Here is a 20,755-nt window from a genome sequence, read left to right as displayed (position 1 = left end):
TGTTGGTGCCGTCTGGGCATCAGTTTATTGCGTCAATCATACTCTAATTTTTATTGTCATGAGCTCGACCATTCAGGAAAAAGGTCAAATTTCGATTCATACGGAAAACATCTTTCCGATCATCAAAAAATTTCTCTATTCCGATCACGAGATTTTTTTACGGGAACTGGTTTCAAATGCCGTCGATGCATCACAGAAACTGAAAAAACTGGCTGGATTCGGCGAATTCAACGGTGAGCTGGGCGATTTGAAAGTGACCGTCACCCTCGACGAGGAAGCCAAAACCATCACTGTCAGCGACCGGGGCATCGGGATGACAGCGGAAGAAATCAAGAAGTACATCAACCAGATTGCGTTTTCCGGTGCGTCGGAATTTCTGGAAAAGTACAAAGACAAGCTGGACGAAAAAGGCGCGATTATCGGTCATTTTGGCCTGGGCTTCTATTCGGCCTTCATGGTTTCGGATCACGTAGAAATTATCACCAAATCCTACCGCGACGGTTCGGAAGCGGCCCGCTGGATTTGCGATGGTTCGACCGAGTTTGAAATTACGGAAGCCGAACGCGCGGAACACGGAACGGACATTATTCTGCACATTGCCGCTGATTCGGAAGAGTTTCTCGATAAAGACCGCCTTCGGTCGATTCTGGAAAAATATGGCCGTTTTCTGCCCGTCGACATCGAGTTTGATGGTACTATCATCAACAATACGGCCCCGATCTGGACCAAGTCGCCTTCTGATCTGACCGACGAAGATTACCTGAATTTTTACAAGGAACTCTATCCAATGTCGGAGGAGCCTCTGTTCTGGATTCACCTGAATGTCGATTATCCGTTCAACCTGACGGGCGTGCTCTATTTCCCAAGGGTCAAAAATGATTTTCAGATCCGGCGCGAAAAAATTCAATTATATAGCCGCCAGGTGTTTATCACCGACGAGGTCAAAGATATTGTGCCGGACTTCCTGATGATGCTGCACGGTGTGATCGACTCGCCGGATATTCCGCTCAACGTGTCGCGGAGTTTTCTGCAAGCCGACAGCAATGTCAAGAAAATCAACGGGTACATCACGCGTAAAGTCGCTGATAAACTGGGTGAACTGTTCCGCAATGACCGCGCCGGTTTCGAACAGAAGTTCGATGACATCGGTCTGTTTGTCAAATACGGTATCATCAGCGACGAGAAATTCTACGAAAAAGCCAAAGACTTTTGTCTGGTGAAAAACGTAGACGGAAAATACTTCACGTTTGAGGAGTTTAGCGCGGCCGTTAAAGAAAACCAGACGGATAAAAACGGCTCGGTTGTCTGGCTGTATACGAATGATCTGCAGAAACAGGACGGTTTTATCGAATCAGCCCGGAAACGGGGGTATGAGGTGTTGCTGTTCGACACGGTAATCGACAGCCATTTCATCAACCAACTGGAATACAAACTCGAAAAAACCAGCCTGAAACGCGTCGATGCCGATACCTTCGACAAGTTGATCGATAAGGGAATCAACAACGAAAGTGTGCTGTCGGAAGATGACAAAACGAAACTGAAAACCTTGTTTGAGGAAGCGCTGGATACGAAAACCGGCACGGTTTCCGTCGAAGCAATGCCGACCGACGAATTGCCGGTGATTATCACCCTGCCCGAGTTTTTCCGCCGGATGAAGGATATGTCCGCGTTGAGCGGGGAGCGTGGCATGTTTGGTGCCATGCCGGACAGTTACAACATTGCCGTGAATGCAAACCATCCGCTGGCCGATCGCATTTTGAAATTAAGCGATACGGACGAGCAAAAGGTACTGGTCAAACAAAGCCTTGATCTGGCCAAACTGGCGCAAGGTATGCTTTCCGGCTCCGCTCTGACCGCGTTCATCCGCCGGACGGTTGAGACGTTGTAAAATGGGTTTACGGTTTTCAGTATTTGGTGGCTGACGCATTCAAATGCACGCGTTAGCCACCGAATACTGAAAACGTTTTTAAACCTCCCGCCCGTACTTATTCTTATACAGTTGTTTGGCCTGTCCAACCCAGTCTTCGCGCTCGATGCGGTCGGGGAAAAATTCAATAATATCACTCACCTTCTCCACATCTTCGGTCGTAAAGTTGGCCAGTTGCCGGAAACTGAAGATGCCGAGTGTGTGCAGTTTGCGTTCAAAAAATGGACCGACGCCCACGATCTCCTTCAGATCATCTGCATCATTCAGGGTGGCATAGCCAATGCGGCTAAAATTTAATTCCGAAGCGCGTGACGCAATTTTACGAAAAACCGTTTCTTCATCGTTTTCTGCTGCTATTTTTTCATTGCTTGTCGCTGCAATTGATTGGGTGCTCGTATACTCGACGGTTTTGGTTGCTGGAGAGGAAGCCATCGCTACCGTCTCCTTCCGCTTGCGTTGGCAGTCATCCAGGGCCGCTTCCTGATCGGCCAAAGCGGCTCTTAATTCGCTAATGCGGCTGTTGGTGATCAACCGGGCGAGGAGATAACCCACCAGGGCGGCAAAGGCCAGCAAGATCAGGATTTCAGTAATGGCAACGCCCCGGCTAAACGGATCTAAATTGAACATAATGTCAGTGCTTTTTTAGGTCGAACAGTTGAATTCTAAACGCCGTATTTTTTGCGGTGTAACTTTTTTGCCTGACCGATCCAGTCTTCCCGTTCGATGCGATCGGGGAAGAACTCAATGATATTGGCAATCTGGTTGGTATCTTCCGTGGTACAATTGGCCAACTGCTGAAATGTATAGATTCGGAGGCTGTGCAGTTTTTTCTCGAAAAACGGGCCAATCCCGTTGATTTCCTTCAGGTCATCGGCTTTAGCGAGCGAGGAATGGCCGATCCGTGTGAAATTCAGTTCATTCGCCCGGGAGGAGATACGCTGGAGAACGATGTCTTCCTGCTGGGCCTGACTCAATTTCAGGCACTCTTCCACCTGGCTTTCTGTGGCATTGATCTGACTTTCGAGCTGGCGAATCGTAACTTTTCGACCGATGTAACCGATGATGAAACCGAACGTTCCACAAACCAGTAACATAATCCAGTGTTGCAGGACGGCGTCGGGCAACTGATGGGGATTCATTTCAAACATAGTGGTAATGCGTTTTTGGGAGCGGAGGGAATTAGGGTTTCACAACAATCGAAGCCCGGCGGTTGGCCCGGCGACCGTCTTCAGTTTCATTGGTGCCGACGGGCTGGATTTCGCCTTTGCCCTGAACTTCCAACTGACGGGCTGGAATACCCTCGTTCACCAATTGCATTTTCACGGCGGTGGCCCGTTTCTTAGACAGGGCTAGATTGAGCGCATCGGGACCCACATTATCGGTATGGCCGGTAATGACCAGTTTCTGATCCGGATGGTCTTTCAGGTAGGTCCGGGTCTTCTCCAGAAATTCACGCGTACCGGCGGTTTTGATGTAGTCGATTTTGCCGGTGTTGAAGTATAGGTCCATTGGTTCGAAAATGGATGCAAACTTCTGACTGTCAGCTAATTTTTCTTCGGCCGGTTTGGGTGCTTTTACCAGTACTTCTTCCAGAAACGCAAATCGAATACCGCCGTAGAGCGAATCGCCGGCTGGCGTGAAGGCCAGATCGGTGGTTGATTCGCCTTGTATCGTGAAGAGCGTATCCGCTACACCCAGCGTTTTCAGATAAGACCGGACGCTGTTGGCGCGGGCGAGCCCCAGATTGGCGTCAGTCGAAGGGTTTTGTTCATTCGGATCATAGAAACCGGTCAGTTGTACGCGTTTTCCGGGGTTTGCTTTCAGATAGAGTGAGAGGGAATCCAGCAAAGCCTGAACGCCCGCCGGGTTGACTTCGGCCCCGGATTTGGCAAATGCCAGATGACCCGCCGACTGAAAGGTTGCGGTTGTTCCATCCGCAAATTGCAAACCGGGAACTGTAAAGGCAGGCGTTGTTTTTGAATCCGCAGAAAGGGCTGACTGGGACGTATCGTCGTCGGCGCACAATTGTTTGATGTGGCAGACGTGCCAATAGGTTGAACCGCCCATCCAGACAAGGAGCAGCACAACCCAGGGAGTTTTATTGGTGAACATGAAATAACGACGGGTTTGAAGTTTATATTCCTTCATTGAGACTCGATAAGGGCCGTGAAGTCATGCAAACCCGAAATTATTTTTTTGAAAAACTCCTTCTGCGGTAGTGCCTTTCTCAAATGCAATGGGACTGTCCGGTAACTAAAAAACCGTATTGCAACCCTTACGGGCTGCAACACGGTTTTCTTTTAAAAAAAGACGGAAGATGAACGTTAGCGGTTCATCGATACCAGAAATTCTTCGTTGTTGCGGGTTCCGCGCATGCGGTCGAGCAGGAAGTCCATTGACTCCATCGCGTTCATATCGGCCATGTGCTTGCGAAGAATCCAGATGCGTTGCAGGGTTTCTTTGTCAAGCAGCAGGTCTTCCCGACGCGTGCCGGACGACAGAACGTCAACCGCCGGATAAACGCGCTTGTTGGACAGTTTCCGGTCGAGCTGGAGTTCCATGTTACCGGTTCCTTTGAATTCCTCAAAAATTACTTCGTCCATTTTCGAACCGGTGTCGATCAGCGCCGTGGCAATGATCGTTAATGAGCCGCCAAATTCAACGTTTCGGGCGGCCCCAAAGAAGCGTTTCGGCTTGTGGAGGGCGTTGGCATCGACACCACCCGACAAAATCTTCCCGGACGAAGGCACCACCGTGTTGTAGGCCCGTGCCAGACGCGTGATCGAATCGAGCAGAATAACCACATCATGACCACACTCGACCATCCGTTTCGCTTTTTCCAGGACCATCGAGGCCACTTTAACGTGCCGCTCGGCCTGTTCATCAAACGTTGACGAAATGACTTCGGCGTTCACACTCCGGGCCATATCCGTCACTTCTTCCGGGCGTTCGTCGATCAGCAGAATGATGAGGTAAACTTCCGGGTGATTTTTGGTGATGGCGTTGGCGATGTCTTTCAGCAGCACGGTTTTACCGGTTTTGGGCTGGGCCACAATCATCCCACGCTGCCCTTTTCCAATCGGTGCGAAAAGGTCCACAATCCGCGTCGAATACTGATCGGAACGGTAGCTCAGGTTCAGTTTTTCTTCCGGGAAAAGCGGTGTGAGGTATTCGAACGGAATCCGGTCGCGGATTTCCTCGGTCGTTTTGCCATTGACCGATGAAACACGAAGCAGGGCAAAATATTTTTCACCTTCTTTGGGTGGACGGATCTGACCGCGTACGGTATCCCCGGTTTTCAGGCCAAAGAGCTTGATTTGTGACGGTGATACATATATGTCGTCCGGGCTGGCCAGATAATTGTAATCGGCCGAGCGCAGGAAGCCGTAGCCACCATCGGACATGATTTCCAGAACGCCTTCGTTTTCGATGATTCCGTCGAATTCCCGAACGTGCTGGTTATACTGTCGGCGAATGCGGTTGGTATACTCATCCGGGCGCACCACGTCACGCTGCTGGCGTTCGGGTTGTTGTGCCGGGGTTTGACTGGTTGCTTCGGGCTGATCGGCCTGAACCGGGGTTTCAGGCGTGGCCGGGCTAACAGCGGTTCCCTCCGACGGCTCGCCATCGGTTTCAGTGGGCGCGGTGTAGAAGTCGTCGGTTTCGGTTTCAATCGACAGATCCAGCGCGGGTTGTTCCAGTTCTCCTTTGCGGTTGCGGAGTTGTTCCGGGCGCTGGGGCTGGTTGGGAAGTCCCTTTTTTTCAATGGATTTCTCCGCAGAAGGGGCTGCGGGAATAATATCTTCGCCAACCTCCTCGTCTTTGCGAATCCGTTGACGCACCCGCCGGGGATCGTGGGAATCGGAGTTTTCGTTTCGGGTGGGGCGAATGGAGCCGGTTTGTTCCGGACCACGCCGGTTTTGGGGGCGGGTGCCTGCAACATCGGCGGGTCGGCCATTTCGGGCCGCATTGTCACGATTGGGCCGTACGACCGGTATGCGTGGTTCCTCAGTTCGGGCTTCCGGAGTGGGGGTTACCATTTCGGGCTGAACGGGTTCGGGAGTCGAAGCCGGCGTTTCCAGGGCAACAGGAGCGGGTTGCGCACCGGGAGTCGTCTCGGCTACCGGTGTTGGTTCCGGTCTTGGACGGCGTCCACGGCGCGGGGCTTCGGCGACCACCGCCGGGGCGGCTTCCGCGCTTTTGCCGTTTTCTGTAGGAGCCGGAACGGGGTCGGGGAGTAAGGATTGCTGGTCTAAAATTTTGTAAACCAGTTCCTTTTTGTTGAATTTACTAATGTCACGAATACTGAATGATTCAGCAATCGCTTTCAATTCTGATAAGAGTTTCAGATCGAGTTCTTCCTTATTATACATAAAAAGCCAGAGTAAGCAAAGGGGGCTTTACTTGAAAATGTGTGAGATAATTGTCGCTACGGCAAGCCGTGGATGAATGAATCCAAATGAGGAAAAGTAGTGCTTTAATGGTACGATTGATTACAAGTCAGATATTTGCTTGACCTATGCACTTGCAGCAACTGTTTCAGTGTAATAACACAACTACGCTGGTGCGTGGTGGGGTTTAACAGGGACAGTTTGTTCAGGTGGATTTGGCTTGCGGCCTCAGATTACATGGATAGAGGCAGAACACCTGGGATAGCGGGTCAGAACCTATATGACCACAATGTTAATAGTTTAATCCCGCTTTGTCAACAAGAACGACCAAAAGATGCAAATGTTTTAAAAAGTATTCAAAAGTAGCCAGGAATTATTTTTGATTTTCGAGCGGGAACTCAGCTTCTGACCGAAGGTAAACGATTCTTGATGGAAATGCAAACTGTCCGCTATGTTTTTTAACAATGGCTATCAACTGATAGTTCACTTCTTCTTTTATGGCGTTAAATTCCCGGTAGTCGCTGGTAGCCACGTAATATTGAATCAGAATATCGAGCGAGCTTTCGCCAAAGGTGTCAAATTGGATAAGGGGAGGAGACTGGTTCGTTTTAGGTTGGTTTTCAAGCCATTGGCGGGTATCGTCAACAATTCCCCGGAGCGTCTCGGCCGGTGTATCGAGGGCAAGCCGGAGATAGAACTTGGCCCGTCGCTGGCTCCGCTGGGTCAGGTTATCGAGGGATTGCGAAATCATCAGGCGGTTGGGAACGGCGATGCGGCTGCCGTCGTCGGTGCGGAGACGCGTGCTTCGGAAACCGATTTTTTCCACGGTACCGGTCACCTGATTGGGGCCGGTACCGGCGGTAACCGTATCGCCGGTAACAAAGGGACGATCGAGCAGAATGGCAAAGGAGGCAAATAAATTTTCGAGCGTTTCGCGGGCCGCCAGGGCAATGGCCAAACCGCCGATGCCCAGACTGGTTACGAGGGCAATGACATTGACATCGAAAACGACACTCAGAATCGAAAAAAACGCAATCGCGGAGACGGTAAGAATCATCAGATCGCGAACAAACGGCACCAGTTGGTCGTCCAGCTTGGTTTCCGTTTGTTCAGCCCGTTTCTGAAAAATCAGGCCTACGAACTTCACAAACCGGATGGCAATCCAGGCCAGCGTAATCATCAGCGTCGTTTGGTACAGCCGGATTATCACCAGGCGGTAGCCGAACTCGGTGCGGGGAACAAATCCCCACTGATCGGGGATAGCCAGTCGGTCGAAGGCCAGAAAGAGCATGATCAGCAGGATGAGAAATTCAATCGGTTGGCGCATCAACCGGAGAAAATCGCTGATCGGAATGGAATTGGATTCGGGCTTGACGAGCCGGTAGAAAAACCGGCTCAGCAACATCGACAGAATGCGTTTCAGCCACAAACCCAACAGAATAAGGAGAGCGAACAGGACCAGATTGCCGACGGAATTGCCCATCAACTGCTGCTCAAACCACGTTTTTACCGATTCCATGCCGCATTTTAAGCATTTTTAACACACAAGAGTGAGGAATCTGGTCTCTATTTGCAATTTTTGCAGGAATGAACATCGCCATCGACTGGGGGAACAGTGCCATCAAAGCCGGAATTTTCGCGCATGGAAAGTCCATGGAAGTCTATTCGCAGTTATCGGTCGAGAATCTACAAACCCTGATTCAGAATGCTCCGCCCGACGCGGTCGTCGTTTCGTCGACCAACCGCCCGGCCGACCAGTTGCGGGACCAGCTTCCGTTAAAACCGGGAACGTACTGGCTGGCGGTCGATGGCTATACGCCGGTGCCGATGGAAAAGCGGTATGATACGCCCAACACGCTCGGCACCGACCGGATTGCGTCGGCTGTTGGGGCTAAAGTCCGGTTTCCGGATGAAGCCTGCCTGGTGATCGATATGGGGACCTGCGTCACGTATGACTACGTGGATGCGGCTTCGGTCTTTCACGGCGGAATGATTTCTCCCGGCTTCCGTATGCGATTCCGGGCGATGCATTCGTTTACAGAAAGGCTACCTATGGTCGAGCCGGACGAGTTACGGCCCTCGCTGTTGGGGAAAAATACCCGGCAGGCCATGCAGGCCGGTGTGGTCAATGGATTGCTGGCCGAATTGAACGGTATTATCGATGCGCATCGCCGGGAACACCCCGATGTGAGGGTACTAATCTGCGGGGGAGACGCTCCGTTTTTTGAAAGTAGCCTGAAACCACCCATCTTTGCAGTACCGGAACTGGTACTGATCGGATTGAATCGTATTTTACAACATAATGTCGACCTCTCGTAACGGATGGTATTCCGTCTTATTTACCGGCCTTTTCCTGTTTGGAACGGCTCAATTGACCGCTCAGGCACAAGGTTTAGGCAATTCTCCTTATTCTTCGCTGGGTATTGGTGAAATCTACGGCAACAGCAACGTCACCAACCTGGGCATGGGCGGCATGGGAACCGCGTATGCCAACAGCTTTTTTCTCAATAGTGTCAACCCCGCTTTGCTGGTTCGGAACCGCTATACCTTGTTCGAGGTGGGTTTGCTGGGGCAAAGCAAAGGACTTACCGATGGTCGTGGACAAAAACAACAGGATTTTGGGGCCAACCTCAGCTACCTGACGTTTACCTTTCCCGTCACCCGCTATTGGTCAACGGGCATTGGCTTGCGGCCCTACAGCTACGTGGACTACCAAACCACGCAATACCAGAAAGTGCCGGGCACCATCTACGAATCCGAATACATTTACCGGGGACGGGGTGGGCTCAACAAGGCAACGTTTACCAACGGCTTTAGCCTGACCAAGAGCCTGTTCTTCGGCTTTGAAGCGGCTTTTCTCTTTGGCAACACCACCAAAGATTCCGACTCCCGCCTGCTGATCGGTGGGGATGATATTACCGTGAAGCGTTCAACACAAACGAGCTACAGTGATATTGTCTGGCGACTTGGAGCGGCCTGGCGACCGAAACTGAAAAATGACTGGTTTCTGAACATCGGCGCCACCATCGATCCGATGACAAAATTAGGTGGCAATTCAATCGATACCTATCAGCAAATCGATGCCAGTGGCACGCAGATTTCAAATCCGGATACGGTTAGTACCCGAAGTGGCGGTTCGGTTACGCTGCCTACCCAATTTCGGGGTGGTATTGTGTTGGAGAAATCGCAGAAATTAGCCGTTGGGGTTGAATTTGGGTACCAGCCCTGGTCAAAATTTTCGGATCTGGAGGGCAATTCAGGGAGTTTACAAGATAGTTATTCGATTGGCGCCGGGCTGGAATACACGCCGAAAACCCGTTCGACGCGCTATCTGGATCTCATTCCGTATCGTTTGGGCTTCAATTATTCCAAGTTGCCGTATTCGGTAGGAGGGAAACAACCCAACGACGTGAACGTCAGTTTAGGCGTTTCCCTGCCCGTGGGTCAATTTGTAAACTCGGTTACGATCTCGTTGATCGGCGGTCAGCGGGGAACGGTTACGAACGGTCAGATTCAGGAACGGTATTTCAAAATTGGCCTGGGTCTGTCGCTCAATCAGCCCTGGTTCCAGCGGCAGAAAATCGATTGACCGATGGTTTCACTGCTGAGCCATACCGTTTAGTCAAAGCTACGAACCAGGGCGCTCAGACTTTCGTTCTAGGGATTGGAATGATTCACACTGAAAACCATGATGAGTAAGTATATTTTTCGGGCCGTCTTTTTGGGCCTGTTTGGGAGTGCCTTGATGAGTTGTACGGAAGAACCGGCTGCAAAAAAATCAAAACCGTATACCGGCCCGCTGGAAGAAATCAACGATGTTCAGATTCTGTACAGCGAAATGGGGTTGTTGAAGGTCAAGATGAAAACGCCCTTGCAGTACAAGTACCAATCCAACGACCGCGTTTACCCCAAAACCGTCAACATCGAGTTCTACGGCCCTGACCAACAGGTCGAGACCACCCTGCGGGCGGATTCGGGCCGCTATGTACAAGCCCAGAATTATTACCGCGTCATGGGGAATGTGGTGGTGGTCAACAAGAAAAAGAATCAGGAACTCTACACGCCGGAACTCAACTGGAACCCGACCACCAAGAAGGTTTACACCGAAAAAAAGGTCAAAATCCTGAGCAAAAACTCAAACGAACGACTGGAAGGGGTGGGGTTGGACACCGATCAAACGTTTTCGCACTACTTTATTCGAAAAACGTCGGGGATCTTCCGGATGTCGGGCAGCGGAAATTGATGTTGAACTAACGTTGACGTTGCACCCGGCAGGTATCCAGTATTTTACTGGCTTCTTTTACGTCCGTAATTACAGCTTCTCCGCCCCACTGATTATAAATGTAGGTTGTGATTTCCGCCACATCGATGTCGGTTAATTGTGGATTGGCGGGCATCGGCCGGTTGAATCGCCGACCGTTTACGACAATCGGTTCGTTCTGCCCATACCGAATCAGGCAGATGACCTTTTCCTTATTTTTCAGATAGTCGGACCCGTTGATCGGCGGATAAAGCGCTTCAAGACCCTTGCCGTCGGTTTGGTGGCAATTGGCACAATGTTCGGTGTAAAGCTGGTAGCCCTCCACAAAATATTTCTCCTGCTTTAACTCCTCCTGGCTCTGGCAAGCGGTTTGGAAGAGAAGCGGTACGAGCAACCATCCCAGCGTTCGTCTTCTCATTTCGTTTTATATTCGGCGAGTAACCGGTCGATGTCCGCTATCAGTCTGTCTGCACCTTCTTCCGTGGTGCCGTCATACATGCCCCGGACGCGTTTTTCCTTGTCTACCAACACAAAGTGGCCACTGTGGAGAAGACCGCCCGGCGCGCCGGCGTCTTCCTGGGCTACCACCATATAACTCTTGCCGGTTTTAAAGATTTCTTCTTTCGGGCCGGTTGCAAATTGCCACTGCGATCCGGTAATTCCCAGACTGGTCGCAAACTCTTTCAGCACCGCCGGGGTGTCGTGTTTCGGATCGATGGTATACGACAGCAACATCACGTCCGGATTGTTCTTGAATTGGTCGTAAACCCGTTTCATCTGGGTTTTCATCTTCGGGCAAATCGTCGGGCAGGTAATGAAAAAGAAGTCAGCGACATAGATCTTTCCATCAAAGGTTTTATCCGTTACCGGCAAGCTGTCCTGGTTGGTAAACTGGAAACCCGGTATCTGATAATAGGCCGTATCCGTAACGGTTTTACCGTCGACTTCTTTCGTGATGACATCCCGTTCGCCCATGATGGGCAACCGGGATTCGGTGGATGAGCAAGCCGCTAAAAAAAGGAAGACGGCCAGCGAAATACTGCTTTTTAGCACTGAATACATTCTGAAATTTAGTTTAATGGCAAAAACTCAGACGGCGAAACCGCATATACAATCAACAGCCCGCGTCCGGAATTAGTTACCCAGGAATTTCTTCGCCTGTGTAATTCCGCTGTTTATTTTTGCTTTCACCTCACTGATTTTCTTCAATTCCAGATCCAGGTACGCCTTTGCCTGTTTTTCGTCCATGCCTTTGACGGTATCGGCGTTGTAATGATTCATCCAGGCAAACATCAGACTGTCGGTTTCGGTCAGGCTTTTATTGATGGTCAGACCTTCTTCCTGCCGGGCTTTGACGCTGGCTGAAGCGGGTGTGATTTTGGAAAGACTATCAATCTGGTGGCTTATTTTTTCCTTCAAATCCATCAGATCATCGGTGCGGGGCATGATCTCGTCATGAACAACCATCACCTGATCCTGCATTTGTTCAATGCTTTTTTTGTCGTTGGATGACTGACAACCCGCCAGTGCAACAAGGCAAATCACTAGTTTTTTCATGGTATTGATGGAGGATTTTAAATCGGTGGGTTTTCATTCAGGACGGCGCTTTCTGCGACAGCAGTTCTTTTGCATTTTTCAAAACGCTGGCCGACGGATTATTTCCGCCAATCATCTGGGCGATTTCCTGAACCCGTTCGTTAAAACTAAGTTTTTTTACCCGGCTTACGGTGCGATTGCCGGAATTGTCTTTGTACACGAAGTAATGGGCTTTGCCCTGCGCGGCAATCTGGTGCAGGTGCGTAATGGCGATGATCTGGTGACTGTTCGCCATGTCGCGCATCATGTTTCCCATCTTGATTGCAATTTCGCCGGAGACGCCCGTATCAATTTCGTCAAAGATAATCGTGGGCAGCGAACGTTTGCTGGCCAGGATGTATTTAATCGCCATCATTAACCGGGAAAATTCCCCTCCTGAAGCGACATTTTTCAATTGCTGGTTCTTAACGCCTTTGTTGGCACTGAACAGGAAAGAAACTGTATCGACACCCGTGTCGGTCGGTTTGCCGGTTTCCTGGTTGATCTTTAACGAGGCATTCGGCATACCCAGATCGGCCAGCAAACTGCCCACCCGCTCCTCAATCTCCGGGTTTGCTTCCCGGCGTGAGGCAGAAAGGGCATCGGCACTCGTCATGAGTTGCTCAAAAGCCGTTTCGCTTTCGGCTTTGGCCAACGCCAGTTCGGCATCGGAATTCAGAATTTTACTGACTTTTTTCTCCAGATCCGCCTGAATAACCAGCAGTTCGGCGATGGTTTTTACCGCGTGTTTGGTTTGCAACTGATAAATCAGATTCAACCGTTCCCGAATCATCTCGACCCGCGCATCGTTGGTCTCGATGTTATCTTCTTCGGTGTTTATTTCATTGGCGAGGTCACGCAGTTCGATCAGGGCACTTTGTGCCCGGTCCCGAAGCTGGCTGAACCGGTCCGTCAGGCGGGTGACGTAGTTCAGGTTGTTAACCACATTTTTGAGGTAAACGACGACCGATTGCTCCGCATTGTCGAGGTAATCAGACGAGAGCTGAAGCCGTTCTTTGATATCTTCGGCGTTTTCCAGAATCGTGAGTTCCTGTTCCAGCAACTCCTGTTCGTCGGTTTGCAACTCCAGTTTATGAAGTTCTTCGTACAGAAAGCTGTTGTAATCGAATTCCTTTTTCATCGTCGCCGTTTCGGACAGCAGGCGCTCGTAGGCTTCCTGTTTGAGTCGATATGTGCGGTAATCGATGCGGTATTGGCGTAACAGGGCGTCGTTTTGGGCGTAGGTGTCGACAATTTCCAGTTGGTATTCATTCGACCCCAGCAGAATGGAATCATGCTGCGAATGAATATCCATTAAGTGGCTCGTCACCCGTCGTAGAATATCGAGGGTTACGGGTGTATCGTTCACAAAAGCGCGGGACTTTCCACTTGGGCTGATCTCCCGCCGAACCACGCAGGTTGTGTCGTAATCGAGGTCAGCCTCTTCGAATAAATTCTCGATAAGGTAGCCTGATACCTTGAAAAAACCCTCGATTACGCATTTTTCGTCCGGATTATAGAGCGCCTTTGTATCGGCCCGATTGCCCATCAACAAACCAATGGCACCCAGCATGATGGATTTTCCCGCCCCTGTTTCACCCGTAATGGTGTTTAGCGCGGAATCCGGATCCATTTCCAGTAGTTCAATCAGGGCGTAGTTTTTTATCAGTAAATGCGAAAGCATGGTAAAAGTCTAGAAAGGAGCTTTTTCATCCAGGATGACTTCATCAACGGTTTGGATCAGGACCGTATGACCGTGACCAATGTTGTCACGAATCGATAATTCCGACCCACGGACGTCGATCAGCCGACCGTGCAAGGTGCGTCCGTCAAGAAAAACAACATTGACTTCGGTGTTTTCAAGTCCGGCGGCCGATTCGGATGTCCACTGGTTGAGAAGCTCCGATGCCCGAATGCGAATTAAACGTTTACCCATGAATTATCTGAGTAACTTCCGGTAAACTTCTGTTTTGGCCGGGTCGAGGGTGGATAGAAGCGTGAAAGCTTTTTGCCGTTCATCGCGCGGACCCTCGTTCATGATGTTAAAGAGTTCTTCGCCCTTGGCGTCAAAAAATGTGTTGATCACCACGGAATTGAGTCGCTGTTGACTGACCTGCTGGAGGGTTGATAAAACGCCCAACACCTGCTGACGCGCCCCCGATGGGTTGGTGGTGAAGGTATCCAATGCCTGGCGGTGGTAGGTATACAAGGCTTCGTGGTAAGGAATAAACTGCTGACTTTGCAGATTTTCGATCAGCCAGTACCGGTTGCGGATGTCGCCCTTGGCAGCCCACGCTCCGCCGGCGTCTGCCCGTTGATTCGCCAGGGTCATCACGTTATAGGCCCGTTGAAAAAACGGTTTCCCGCCCTGCTTGCTAAACGTATTGTAATCGACACCCAGCATGATGAGCGCATGAAAAGCAAGCAAAGACGTTAATTCATGGGAATTGGTATTTTCGTTAAAAAACATCGCATCGTTGGGGCGGTAGGGGAAATCAAACGCATTGTCGATGTAACGCAGCGTAACGGTCTCATAATTGGTACCATACACCGGGCGGGTGACAATAATCTGGGCACGACCCTGGTAGACATTCTGTGCGGGAACTTTCAGAATGTCGATGATCAGTTTGCAGTTAATGCGTTCTTCCGGGTTAAACGCATCGGTAGTCCAACGGCGGGTATTGATGAAATCCGTAATGAAACTCTGAAGCTGGGGAAAAATCTGACGGTCGGTGACCTGCGTCGACTGGGCCTGGTTGAAATTTACCGTCACCTGGCAATTAAGTTCCTGGGCCAGACCGGTTTGGGTCGACAGGGCGATGAATGCCGCAACACTTCGCAATAAGGATTGAAATTTCATACCATCGATAGCTGTTCCTGAACGAGATTGAGCAAATCTTCGGCCACTTTGTCCTTCGATTTCAGATCAAATTCATACATCCGCTCGTCTTTGTCAATAACGGTAATTTTGTTGGTATCGTGCCCAAAACCGGCTCCCGGATCGCGCAAAGAATTCAGAACGATCAGATCGAAATTTTTGGCCCGGAGTTTTCCCAGCGCATTGGCCAGTTCATCGTTGGTTTCCAGCGCAAAACCGACCGTAATTTGGTCCGGGCGTTTTTGCTGTCCCAGGGTGGCGGCAATATCGACGGTTTTGGTCATTTCCAACCCAAAAACCGCTTCCTTTTTCTTGATTTTCTGGTCGGCGGGTTGCAAGGGGGTGTAATCGGCCACGGCGGCTGCCAGCACAACCACGTGCGCTTTCGGAAACTCTTCCGCCGTTGCTTCAAACATTTCCCGGGCCGAGCGTACCGCTATGCGCCGGATGGCCGAATCGGGGAGGGGTTGCACCGTGGGGCCGCTGACGAGCGTAACGTCGGCTCCGGCCTGGGCAAAAGCGCGGGCAATGGCATAGCCCATTTTGCCGCTCGAGTGGTTGCTGATAAAGCGAACCGGATCAATGGACTCCTGCGTGGGGCCAGCGGTAATCAATATTCGTTTGTGCCTAAAAACCGGGCGGTGGGCAAAATGCCGCTCCAGTTCATTCACAATGTGTTCTGGTTCTGCCAGCCGTCCTTCGCCCACCAGTCCGCTCGCCAGTTCGCCGTGTTCGGCCTGAATGAGGTGATTGCCAAAGGATTCCAGCCGCCGGAGGTTCTCCAGGGTCGTAGGGTGGCGGTACATGTCCAGATCCATGGCGGGTGCCAGAAAGACCGGGCATTTCGCCGATAGATAAACCGCCGACAGCAAATCGTCACAAAATCCATGGGCCAATTTCGCCAGCGTGTGTGCCGACACCGGCGCAATAACCAGCAAGTCGGCCCAAAGAGCCAGCTCGACGTGGTTGTTCCACTGCCCTTCGCCCTGCCCGCCAGACTGGATGAACTCCGAAAAAACGGGACGTTTCGACAGTGTGGCCAACGTCAGGGGCGTGATGAAATCTTTGGCTGCGGGTGTCATGATCACCTGCACTTCGGCTCCCGACTTGATCAGAAGCCGGATCAGCAGGGCTGATTTATACGCAGCGATGCTCCCCGTTACGCCCAGCAGAATCTTTTTTCCGGTGAATTTGGACATGATAAGCAGGATAAACACACAAAACGAACCGAAGAAGCACAAAGGACACAGAGAGAGGTCGCCGGTGCGATTTTCTCCGTGGTCTCTGTGCTTCTTCGGTTCGTTTTGTATCTAACGTAAAGATAAAGAATTACAGCGAGCTGCTCGTGTCTTCTTCAACCGTGCGCCATTGCAGTTTGCCTTCCAGGAACTCGTCCGTTGCCACCGTGGTCGGTTTGGGAAGACGCTCGTAGTATTTTGAAATTTCAATCTGCTCCCGGTTTTCGAACACTTCTTCCAGGTTGTCGACGGCCGACGCAAATTCTGAAAGTTTGTTGCTCAGTTCTTCTTTCATTTTGCTCGAAATCTGCCGCGCCCGTTTTGAAATGATCGATACTGATTCGTACAGATTACCCGTTGCTGCCGCAATTTTATCGGTATCGCGGGTGATGATCGAAGGATTATTTGCCATAGTTTTTTGGTTTTCTCTTCTCGGTTTTCGGCCACCGAACGCTGGTGTATTCGGGCAACCGTTTATTGATTAATTGGCCGTTGTCGCCGTGACTTTGGCCGGTTTTTGTTGCTGATTCAATTTCTCTTTTTCCTGATTGGCGATGGTTTCCAGCTCCTTCCGGCTGTCTTCATACATCCGCTCGGCTTTTTTAAGATCCGGGCTTTTCGGGAATTTGTCTACGAGTGCCAGGTAATAGGTCACCACTTCCTGGTGCCGCTCTTTCAGTTTGTCGGCAAAACTGTTTTTGGCCAGGTTATACTGCGCATCCACGCGCAGGTAGGCCAGTTCTTCATTGTATTTCGAATCCGGGTACTCGCGGAGGAAATTGGTAATGGAAACCACCGACGACCGGTAATTGGCAATGTTGGCGGCACTCGTCTTGTAGTACTGCTTGGCTTTATCGTAGGCTTTCAATTCCAGCTTATCGCGTAAAACGGCGATATACTGGGTACATTCCTGCCGGAAAGGACTCTGCGGGTGGGCATTGATGAAGTCCTGCAAAGCGGCCATGGCCGTCAGGGTATTGGATTGGTCCAGGTTGTAGTTCGGCGAATCTTTGTAGAGCGAAAGGGCGTAGAAATACATCGCTTCGTGGGCGTAATCGCTTCGGGCAAAGGTTTCGTAAAATTGCTTGAAGTGAAACGACGATAACTGGTAGTTCTGCTGCTGGTATTCGCAGTGAGCCCGGTAGAACTGGGCCATTTCCGATTCCGTGCTTCCTTTCAGAATGGGAATCAATTCTTCAAACAACAGGCCCGCCCGGTAAAATTCTCCTTTTTTAAAGTACGTGACGGCCGCCTGATACTTTTGATCATCGGTACCCGTTTTCTGTAGTTTCTGAAATGGGCTGCATGACGTAATCATCACCAACAACACAACCGCTACTGTACCTGCTTTCAAACAATGCTGCATAAGGATGCAAAATTAATAAAAATCTCTGTAAGACTAACGATCATTCCCCGTAAATAGTGCTAACGTTGAAGGTGTTGTCAGGCAAAAAAATAAGCAGTAAACAGAAAAACTGCCTACTGCCTATCGAACTACCTATCGACAGTCATTGATGACTGACCATTAACTTTTTGGTTGCAATTTTTTGCCCTTCCAGAGACAGTTGATAAAAGTACATACCGGAATTCATTTCGCTGGTTGCAATCCGAATTTTTCGCTCGTTCCGATCCAGAACATACTCTTTCACCGGAGCTCCTAACACATTGTAAAAGATGAGTTTAGCGTCTTTTACACCGCCAAAAATCTGGTAATCAATTTCGGCTCTTTCATTGGCTGGATTCGGGTAAATATTAGAAACCGTGATCCGTTCGTTGGCATACATCCAATCCTCAACCTTTCGTGTTTCTTCCGCAGAAACGCGGGCTTCAGGCGTGGGCAGATTGCCGGTATCCGAGCTGGCCGCGCGAACCGGGGTTTTACCCGCCGAGGTATGCAGAAGCTGATTGCGGTAAAATTGGTTAATGGCGGTATTTTTCTGAGCAGTAACGCCACGATCCAGACTGGAAACGCTGGGATGCTTCAGGAAAGGGAAGTTGCGGGAGTGAATCACACGACTCGTCGGTGCGGGTTTTTGCCCCAACTCCAACCGGCTTTTGGGCCTGCTGCTATCGCTCTGAGCCATCAGACTCTGCGATACCAGAAGTGCCAATCCGGTTAACCAGGCATATAAACGTACAGGTTGTTTCATATAATTTCATTCAATAATCGGGTGGATATAATACCCCATCACAAACATATTTAAAAAAACGAGAAAGTCAACGACCACTTCCTCAAAAAATTGCAATTCAAATCCTTTTTTGTCAGTTAGAACCGAACGTTACCCCAAAGGTTTAAAACAAATTCAAAAATTTATTTACAAACCACTGGACTCCCAATCAGTTACCGGTTTTTCGAACCGGTTTTTTATTGAGTTCCTTTTCCAGATCGCTCTCTTCCACCGGCGTTGGCGTAGTGCGAAGCGCCGGTTTCGTAATGGTATTTTTCGAGGTTTCTGTCGACAAACTGTCCACCCGTTGCACCTTTTTCTCCGAAACGGTAGCCGGTTTCAGTTTTTCAATTTCTTTTTTCGGTTCAACTGTCGGAACGGGTGCCGGTTTGTTCACCGAAACCGCTTCTTTGACGGGTGCGGTTTCGACGGTGTTGCTTGTCGTTTTCCGGATCAACCCCTTCATCTTTGATTCGTTTAACGGAACCTCCCGTTTGGTCGTCGCCGATGCTTCGGGCGAAACGGCTGCTGCCGCTTTTGTGACGGTTTTTGCACTTAAAACCGTTGCCGATGCAGGCGTCGTTGGCTCCGGTAATCCCAGAATCCGGGCTTTGGTTGGCTTTTCGGCCATCCGCCAGTTAAAACCGTCCAGTTGTTTGTCCGCATCCTTTAACTCCTGGGGAGGAACCAGTTTGGAATCCGGCTGGCCGTAAAAGCTAATTTTGTTAACCTTTCGGTCCGCAAACCGGATCGTCATTTTACTGCACAAAACCCGGTTCATACCCACCATTTTGTTATTGTCGTCGACGGCGAAATACAGACTCTCCCCATTGCCTTCAACTACCACATGATCGATATCGGAGCGATCACTTTTCTTGTCATACGCAAAATAACTGGTCAGCGTCCGGCCTTTTACCTGGTTAAAATTGAGCAGTGTATCTTGTGATATGACGAAAGAATGGCCCCGAAGTAACATTTTATGGATGCGATTATTTTTCATCAATGCCGTTATCGAGTCACCTTCCATCTGATAATTCGTGCTCCAGACAATGGGATCCTTGAAAAAGTAGATGGTCGAGTCTGCGGTTTCGTACACGATTGAATCGCATTTGCTCTGCAAATCATTCTTGAAAACCAGGACATTTCGCTGCCCGATCAACCGACGGTACGTCGAATCCGTGTTGGTCTTTCCCTTTTTGTATTTCGGATTGGGTAGTTCAAACGACCAGAGAGTATCGGCCCGCATGAACAAGGTATCCGATCTTGAAATGCTCTTGACCAGGGCGTGCCCAATCATGCGGGCAACACCGGCTTTTCGGTTGTATCGACCGAAATCGCCCGTCAAAATCGTTTGATCTCCCTTCGCAAAAAGAACGACGTTGCCACGGGCGGTGTAATAATCGTTGGCGTTGTTCCCAAACAAAGTATCGCCCGTCAGCGTATATTTTTCCGTTTCAATCGTGGCCCGGCGCTGGAAGTTCGACAGGCGCGAGACGGTATTGTAATCTCCATCTTTGGCAAGCAGCGTTCCTTCCTTGCTCACAATTTTGGTTGGCCCCTGAAACGTGGCAATTTTGCTCAGCGAGTTGTAAAGCAACGAATCAGCGGTCAGCGTATACTGCGGATTGACCAGTTTGACGTTCTCATGAAACGTAAACAGTTTCGTCCGCGTGTTGTAATAGCCTTCCCGGCTCGTCAGAATATTCTCCCGGTCAACAATCCGGCCTTTCACCGGATAATGGGCAATTCCGTTGGCCATGTCGTAATCAAGTCGGCGGGTGGTCAAAGTCATTTTCCGATCTTTCAACACCACCGTCCGACCCGTTACATTGGCTTGCCGGGTGGCCCCGTAATAGAACAACGTATCACCTTTGACACTCAGCGTATCGCCCTGAATCAACCGTACATTGCCGTAGGCTTCAATGACGTTGGTGGTCAGATTCTGAACCGCCTGGTCGCAAAACATCAGCGTATTTTTGTGCAGAAGCTCGACGTTACCAGTCAGTTTTTTAATCTCTTCGGTTCCCGATTGCAGGCCTTCCAGTTGGTCGGCCCGTTTCAGAATCACAATATCGGTTGCGCCACCCGCTGCCGGATTGCCAAACTGGGCGTTTGCTGAACCGGCCAGCAAAACCAGAAGCATTACCAGGAGCTTGTGAATCATTCTATTGCTATAGACGCTCGTTTTATTCAAAGGGTTGCGATGCATGGAAAAAAATCTTCTGAATCATCTGAACTGGGATTACGCGGATTAAATGATTAACTAGGAATCTTTTCTCCTTAACCGACGTAACGGCATTTCAGACTATTTCGGATA

Annotated in this window: 20 protein-coding genes; 4 read left to right on the top strand and 16 right to left on the bottom strand. The window is 50.2% G+C overall.

Features of this window, described 5'->3' with window-relative positions; translation table 11 throughout:
• Positions 1-58 precede the first annotated feature (58 nt).
• Positions 59-1,888 (top strand): molecular chaperone HtpG, encoded by a 1,830-nt coding sequence (htpG, locus tag FH871_RS14620; RefSeq protein WP_138992169.1) that lies wholly within the window; start codon positions 59-61, stop codon positions 1,886-1,888.
• A 78-nt stretch (positions 1,889-1,966) separates the two neighbouring features.
• Here htpG and FH871_RS14615 read toward each other — a convergent pair whose 3' ends face one another.
• The 5 genes from FH871_RS14615 to FH871_RS14595 all read right to left on the bottom strand — a co-directional run bounded on the left by FH871_RS14615 (position 1,967) and on the right by FH871_RS14595 (position 7,837).
• Positions 1,967-2,554, bottom strand: coding sequence for a hypothetical protein (locus FH871_RS14615; protein ID WP_138992168.1), 588 nt, complete (start codon positions 2,552-2,554; stop codon positions 1,967-1,969).
• A gap of 35 nt (positions 2,555-2,589) precedes the next feature.
• Entirely contained in the window at positions 2,590-3,075 is a 486-nt protein-coding gene (locus FH871_RS14610; RefSeq protein WP_138992167.1) for a hypothetical protein, read from the bottom strand.
• Between the two features lie 31 nt (positions 3,076-3,106).
• A complete protein-coding gene (locus FH871_RS14605) occupies positions 3,107-4,039 on the bottom strand; it encodes an OmpA family protein (RefSeq protein WP_138992166.1) in 933 nt (310 codons plus the stop codon).
• Between the two features lie 212 nt (positions 4,040-4,251).
• The gene (gene rho / locus FH871_RS14600; RefSeq protein WP_138992165.1) at positions 4,252-6,300 is read right to left on the bottom strand and encodes a transcription termination factor Rho; all 2,049 of its coding nucleotides are present in this window, start codon (positions 6,298-6,300) and stop codon (positions 4,252-4,254) included.
• Between the two features lie 391 nt (positions 6,301-6,691).
• Complete coding sequence (locus FH871_RS14595) at positions 6,692-7,837, bottom strand: mechanosensitive ion channel family protein (protein WP_138992164.1); 1,146 nt, start codon at positions 7,835-7,837, stop codon at positions 6,692-6,694.
• Positions 7,838-7,905: 68 nt separating this feature from the next.
• Here FH871_RS14595 and FH871_RS14590 point away from each other — a divergent pair, with 68 nt between their 5' ends.
• From FH871_RS14590 to lptC, 3 genes are all read left to right on the top strand, one after another.
• On the top strand, positions 7,906-8,637 hold the full coding sequence (locus tag FH871_RS14590) for a type III pantothenate kinase (RefSeq protein ID WP_138992163.1): 732 nt from the start codon (positions 7,906-7,908) through the stop codon (positions 8,635-8,637).
• On the top strand, positions 8,621-9,907 hold the full coding sequence (locus FH871_RS14585; RefSeq protein ID WP_229317298.1) for a hypothetical protein: 1,287 nt from the start codon (positions 8,621-8,623) through the stop codon (positions 9,905-9,907). The genes FH871_RS14590 and FH871_RS14585 overlap by 17 nt, the downstream gene beginning before the upstream one ends.
• Before the next feature lie 99 nt (positions 9,908-10,006).
• Entirely contained in the window at positions 10,007-10,561 is a 555-nt protein-coding gene (lptC, locus tag FH871_RS14580; protein WP_229317296.1) for an LPS export ABC transporter periplasmic protein LptC, read from the top strand.
• A gap of 7 nt (positions 10,562-10,568) precedes the next feature.
• On the opposite strand, the gene FH871_RS14575 is transcribed toward lptC, so the two are convergent.
• From FH871_RS14575 to FH871_RS14525, 11 genes are all read right to left on the bottom strand, one after another.
• Positions 10,569-10,997 (bottom strand): cytochrome c, encoded by a 429-nt coding sequence (locus tag FH871_RS14575; protein WP_138992162.1) that lies wholly within the window; start codon positions 10,995-10,997, stop codon positions 10,569-10,571.
• Positions 10,994-11,641 (bottom strand): SCO family protein, encoded by a 648-nt coding sequence (locus tag FH871_RS14570; protein ID WP_138992161.1) that lies wholly within the window; start codon positions 11,639-11,641, stop codon positions 10,994-10,996. The genes FH871_RS14575 and FH871_RS14570 overlap by 4 nt, the downstream gene beginning before the upstream one ends.
• A gap of 72 nt (positions 11,642-11,713) precedes the next feature.
• Complete coding sequence (locus FH871_RS14565; protein WP_138992160.1) at positions 11,714-12,136, bottom strand: hypothetical protein; 423 nt, start codon at positions 12,134-12,136, stop codon at positions 11,714-11,716.
• A 37-nt stretch (positions 12,137-12,173) separates the two neighbouring features.
• Positions 12,174-13,838 (bottom strand): DNA repair protein RecN, encoded by a 1,665-nt coding sequence (gene recN, locus FH871_RS14560; protein ID WP_138992159.1) that lies wholly within the window; start codon positions 13,836-13,838, stop codon positions 12,174-12,176.
• A gap of 9 nt (positions 13,839-13,847) precedes the next feature.
• Positions 13,848-14,090 (bottom strand): hypothetical protein, encoded by a 243-nt coding sequence (locus tag FH871_RS14555; protein WP_138992158.1) that lies wholly within the window; start codon positions 14,088-14,090, stop codon positions 13,848-13,850.
• A gap of 3 nt (positions 14,091-14,093) precedes the next feature.
• On the bottom strand, positions 14,094-15,014 hold the full coding sequence (locus tag FH871_RS14550; protein WP_138992157.1) for a DUF4835 family protein: 921 nt from the start codon (positions 15,012-15,014) through the stop codon (positions 14,094-14,096).
• Entirely contained in the window at positions 15,011-16,231 is a 1,221-nt protein-coding gene (coaBC, locus tag FH871_RS14545; RefSeq protein ID WP_138992156.1) for a bifunctional phosphopantothenoylcysteine decarboxylase/phosphopantothenate--cysteine ligase CoaBC, read from the bottom strand. The genes FH871_RS14550 and coaBC overlap by 4 nt, the downstream gene beginning before the upstream one ends.
• Positions 16,232-16,361: 130 nt before the next feature.
• On the bottom strand, positions 16,362-16,682 hold the full coding sequence (locus FH871_RS14540) for a DNA-directed RNA polymerase subunit omega (protein WP_114406225.1): 321 nt from the start codon (positions 16,680-16,682) through the stop codon (positions 16,362-16,364).
• Between the two features lie 69 nt (positions 16,683-16,751).
• On the bottom strand, positions 16,752-17,636 hold the full coding sequence (locus FH871_RS14535) for an outer membrane protein assembly factor BamD (RefSeq protein ID WP_138992155.1): 885 nt from the start codon (positions 17,634-17,636) through the stop codon (positions 16,752-16,754).
• Positions 17,637-17,778: 142 nt separating this feature from the next.
• On the bottom strand, positions 17,779-18,420 hold the full coding sequence (locus tag FH871_RS14530) for a T9SS type A sorting domain-containing protein (protein WP_138992154.1): 642 nt from the start codon (positions 18,418-18,420) through the stop codon (positions 17,779-17,781).
• Between the two features lie 187 nt (positions 18,421-18,607).
• Entirely contained in the window at positions 18,608-20,602 is a 1,995-nt protein-coding gene (locus FH871_RS14525) for an OstA-like protein (protein ID WP_138992153.1), read from the bottom strand.
• Positions 20,603-20,755 lie beyond the last annotated feature (153 nt).

The sequence above is a fragment of the Larkinella sp. C7 genome (assembly GCF_006149005.1).
Lineage (GTDB): Bacteria > Bacteroidota > Bacteroidia > Cytophagales > Spirosomataceae > Larkinella.
This window is presented reverse-complemented; position numbering and strand designations above follow the sequence as displayed.

Excerpts from the sequence above, each read along its gene's own strand:
- htpG (WP_138992169.1), top strand. The coding sequence starts at position 59 with ATGAGCTCGACCATTCAGGAAAAAGGTCAAATTTCGATTCATACGGAA.
- FH871_RS14615 (WP_138992168.1), bottom strand. The coding sequence starts at position 2,554 with ATGTTCAATTTAGATCCGTTTAGCCGGGGCGTTGCCATTACTGAAATC.
- FH871_RS14610 (WP_138992167.1), bottom strand. The coding sequence starts at position 3,075 with ATGTTTGAAATGAATCCCCATCAGTTGCCCGACGCCGTCCTGCAACAC.
- FH871_RS14605 (WP_138992166.1), bottom strand. The coding sequence starts at position 4,039 with ATGTTCACCAATAAAACTCCCTGGGTTGTGCTGCTCCTTGTCTGGATG.
- rho (WP_138992165.1), bottom strand. The coding sequence starts at position 6,300 with ATGTATAATAAGGAAGAACTCGATCTGAAACTCTTATCAGAATTGAAA.
- FH871_RS14595 (WP_138992164.1), bottom strand. The coding sequence starts at position 7,837 with ATGGAATCGGTAAAAACGTGGTTTGAGCAGCAGTTGATGGGCAATTCC.
- FH871_RS14590 (WP_138992163.1), top strand. The coding sequence starts at position 7,906 with ATGAACATCGCCATCGACTGGGGGAACAGTGCCATCAAAGCCGGAATT.
- FH871_RS14585 (WP_229317298.1), top strand. The coding sequence starts at position 8,621 with ATGTCGACCTCTCGTAACGGATGGTATTCCGTCTTATTTACCGGCCTT.
- lptC (WP_229317296.1), top strand. The coding sequence starts at position 10,007 with ATGATGAGTAAGTATATTTTTCGGGCCGTCTTTTTGGGCCTGTTTGGG.
- FH871_RS14575 (WP_138992162.1), bottom strand. The coding sequence starts at position 10,997 with ATGAGAAGACGAACGCTGGGATGGTTGCTCGTACCGCTTCTCTTCCAA.
- FH871_RS14570 (WP_138992161.1), bottom strand. The coding sequence starts at position 11,641 with ATGTATTCAGTGCTAAAAAGCAGTATTTCGCTGGCCGTCTTCCTTTTT.
- FH871_RS14565 (WP_138992160.1), bottom strand. The coding sequence starts at position 12,136 with ATGAAAAAACTAGTGATTTGCCTTGTTGCACTGGCGGGTTGTCAGTCA.
- recN (WP_138992159.1), bottom strand. The coding sequence starts at position 13,838 with ATGCTTTCGCATTTACTGATAAAAAACTACGCCCTGATTGAACTACTG.
- FH871_RS14555 (WP_138992158.1), bottom strand. The coding sequence starts at position 14,090 with ATGGGTAAACGTTTAATTCGCATTCGGGCATCGGAGCTTCTCAACCAG.
- FH871_RS14550 (WP_138992157.1), bottom strand. The coding sequence starts at position 15,014 with ATGAAATTTCAATCCTTATTGCGAAGTGTTGCGGCATTCATCGCCCTG.
- coaBC (WP_138992156.1), bottom strand. The coding sequence starts at position 16,231 with ATGTCCAAATTCACCGGAAAAAAGATTCTGCTGGGCGTAACGGGGAGC.
- FH871_RS14540 (WP_114406225.1), bottom strand. The coding sequence starts at position 16,682 with ATGGCAAATAATCCTTCGATCATCACCCGCGATACCGATAAAATTGCG.
- FH871_RS14535 (WP_138992155.1), bottom strand. The coding sequence starts at position 17,636 with ATGCAGCATTGTTTGAAAGCAGGTACAGTAGCGGTTGTGTTGTTGGTG.
- FH871_RS14530 (WP_138992154.1), bottom strand. The coding sequence starts at position 18,420 with ATGAAACAACCTGTACGTTTATATGCCTGGTTAACCGGATTGGCACTT.
- FH871_RS14525 (WP_138992153.1), bottom strand. The coding sequence starts at position 20,602 with ATGATTCACAAGCTCCTGGTAATGCTTCTGGTTTTGCTGGCCGGTTCA.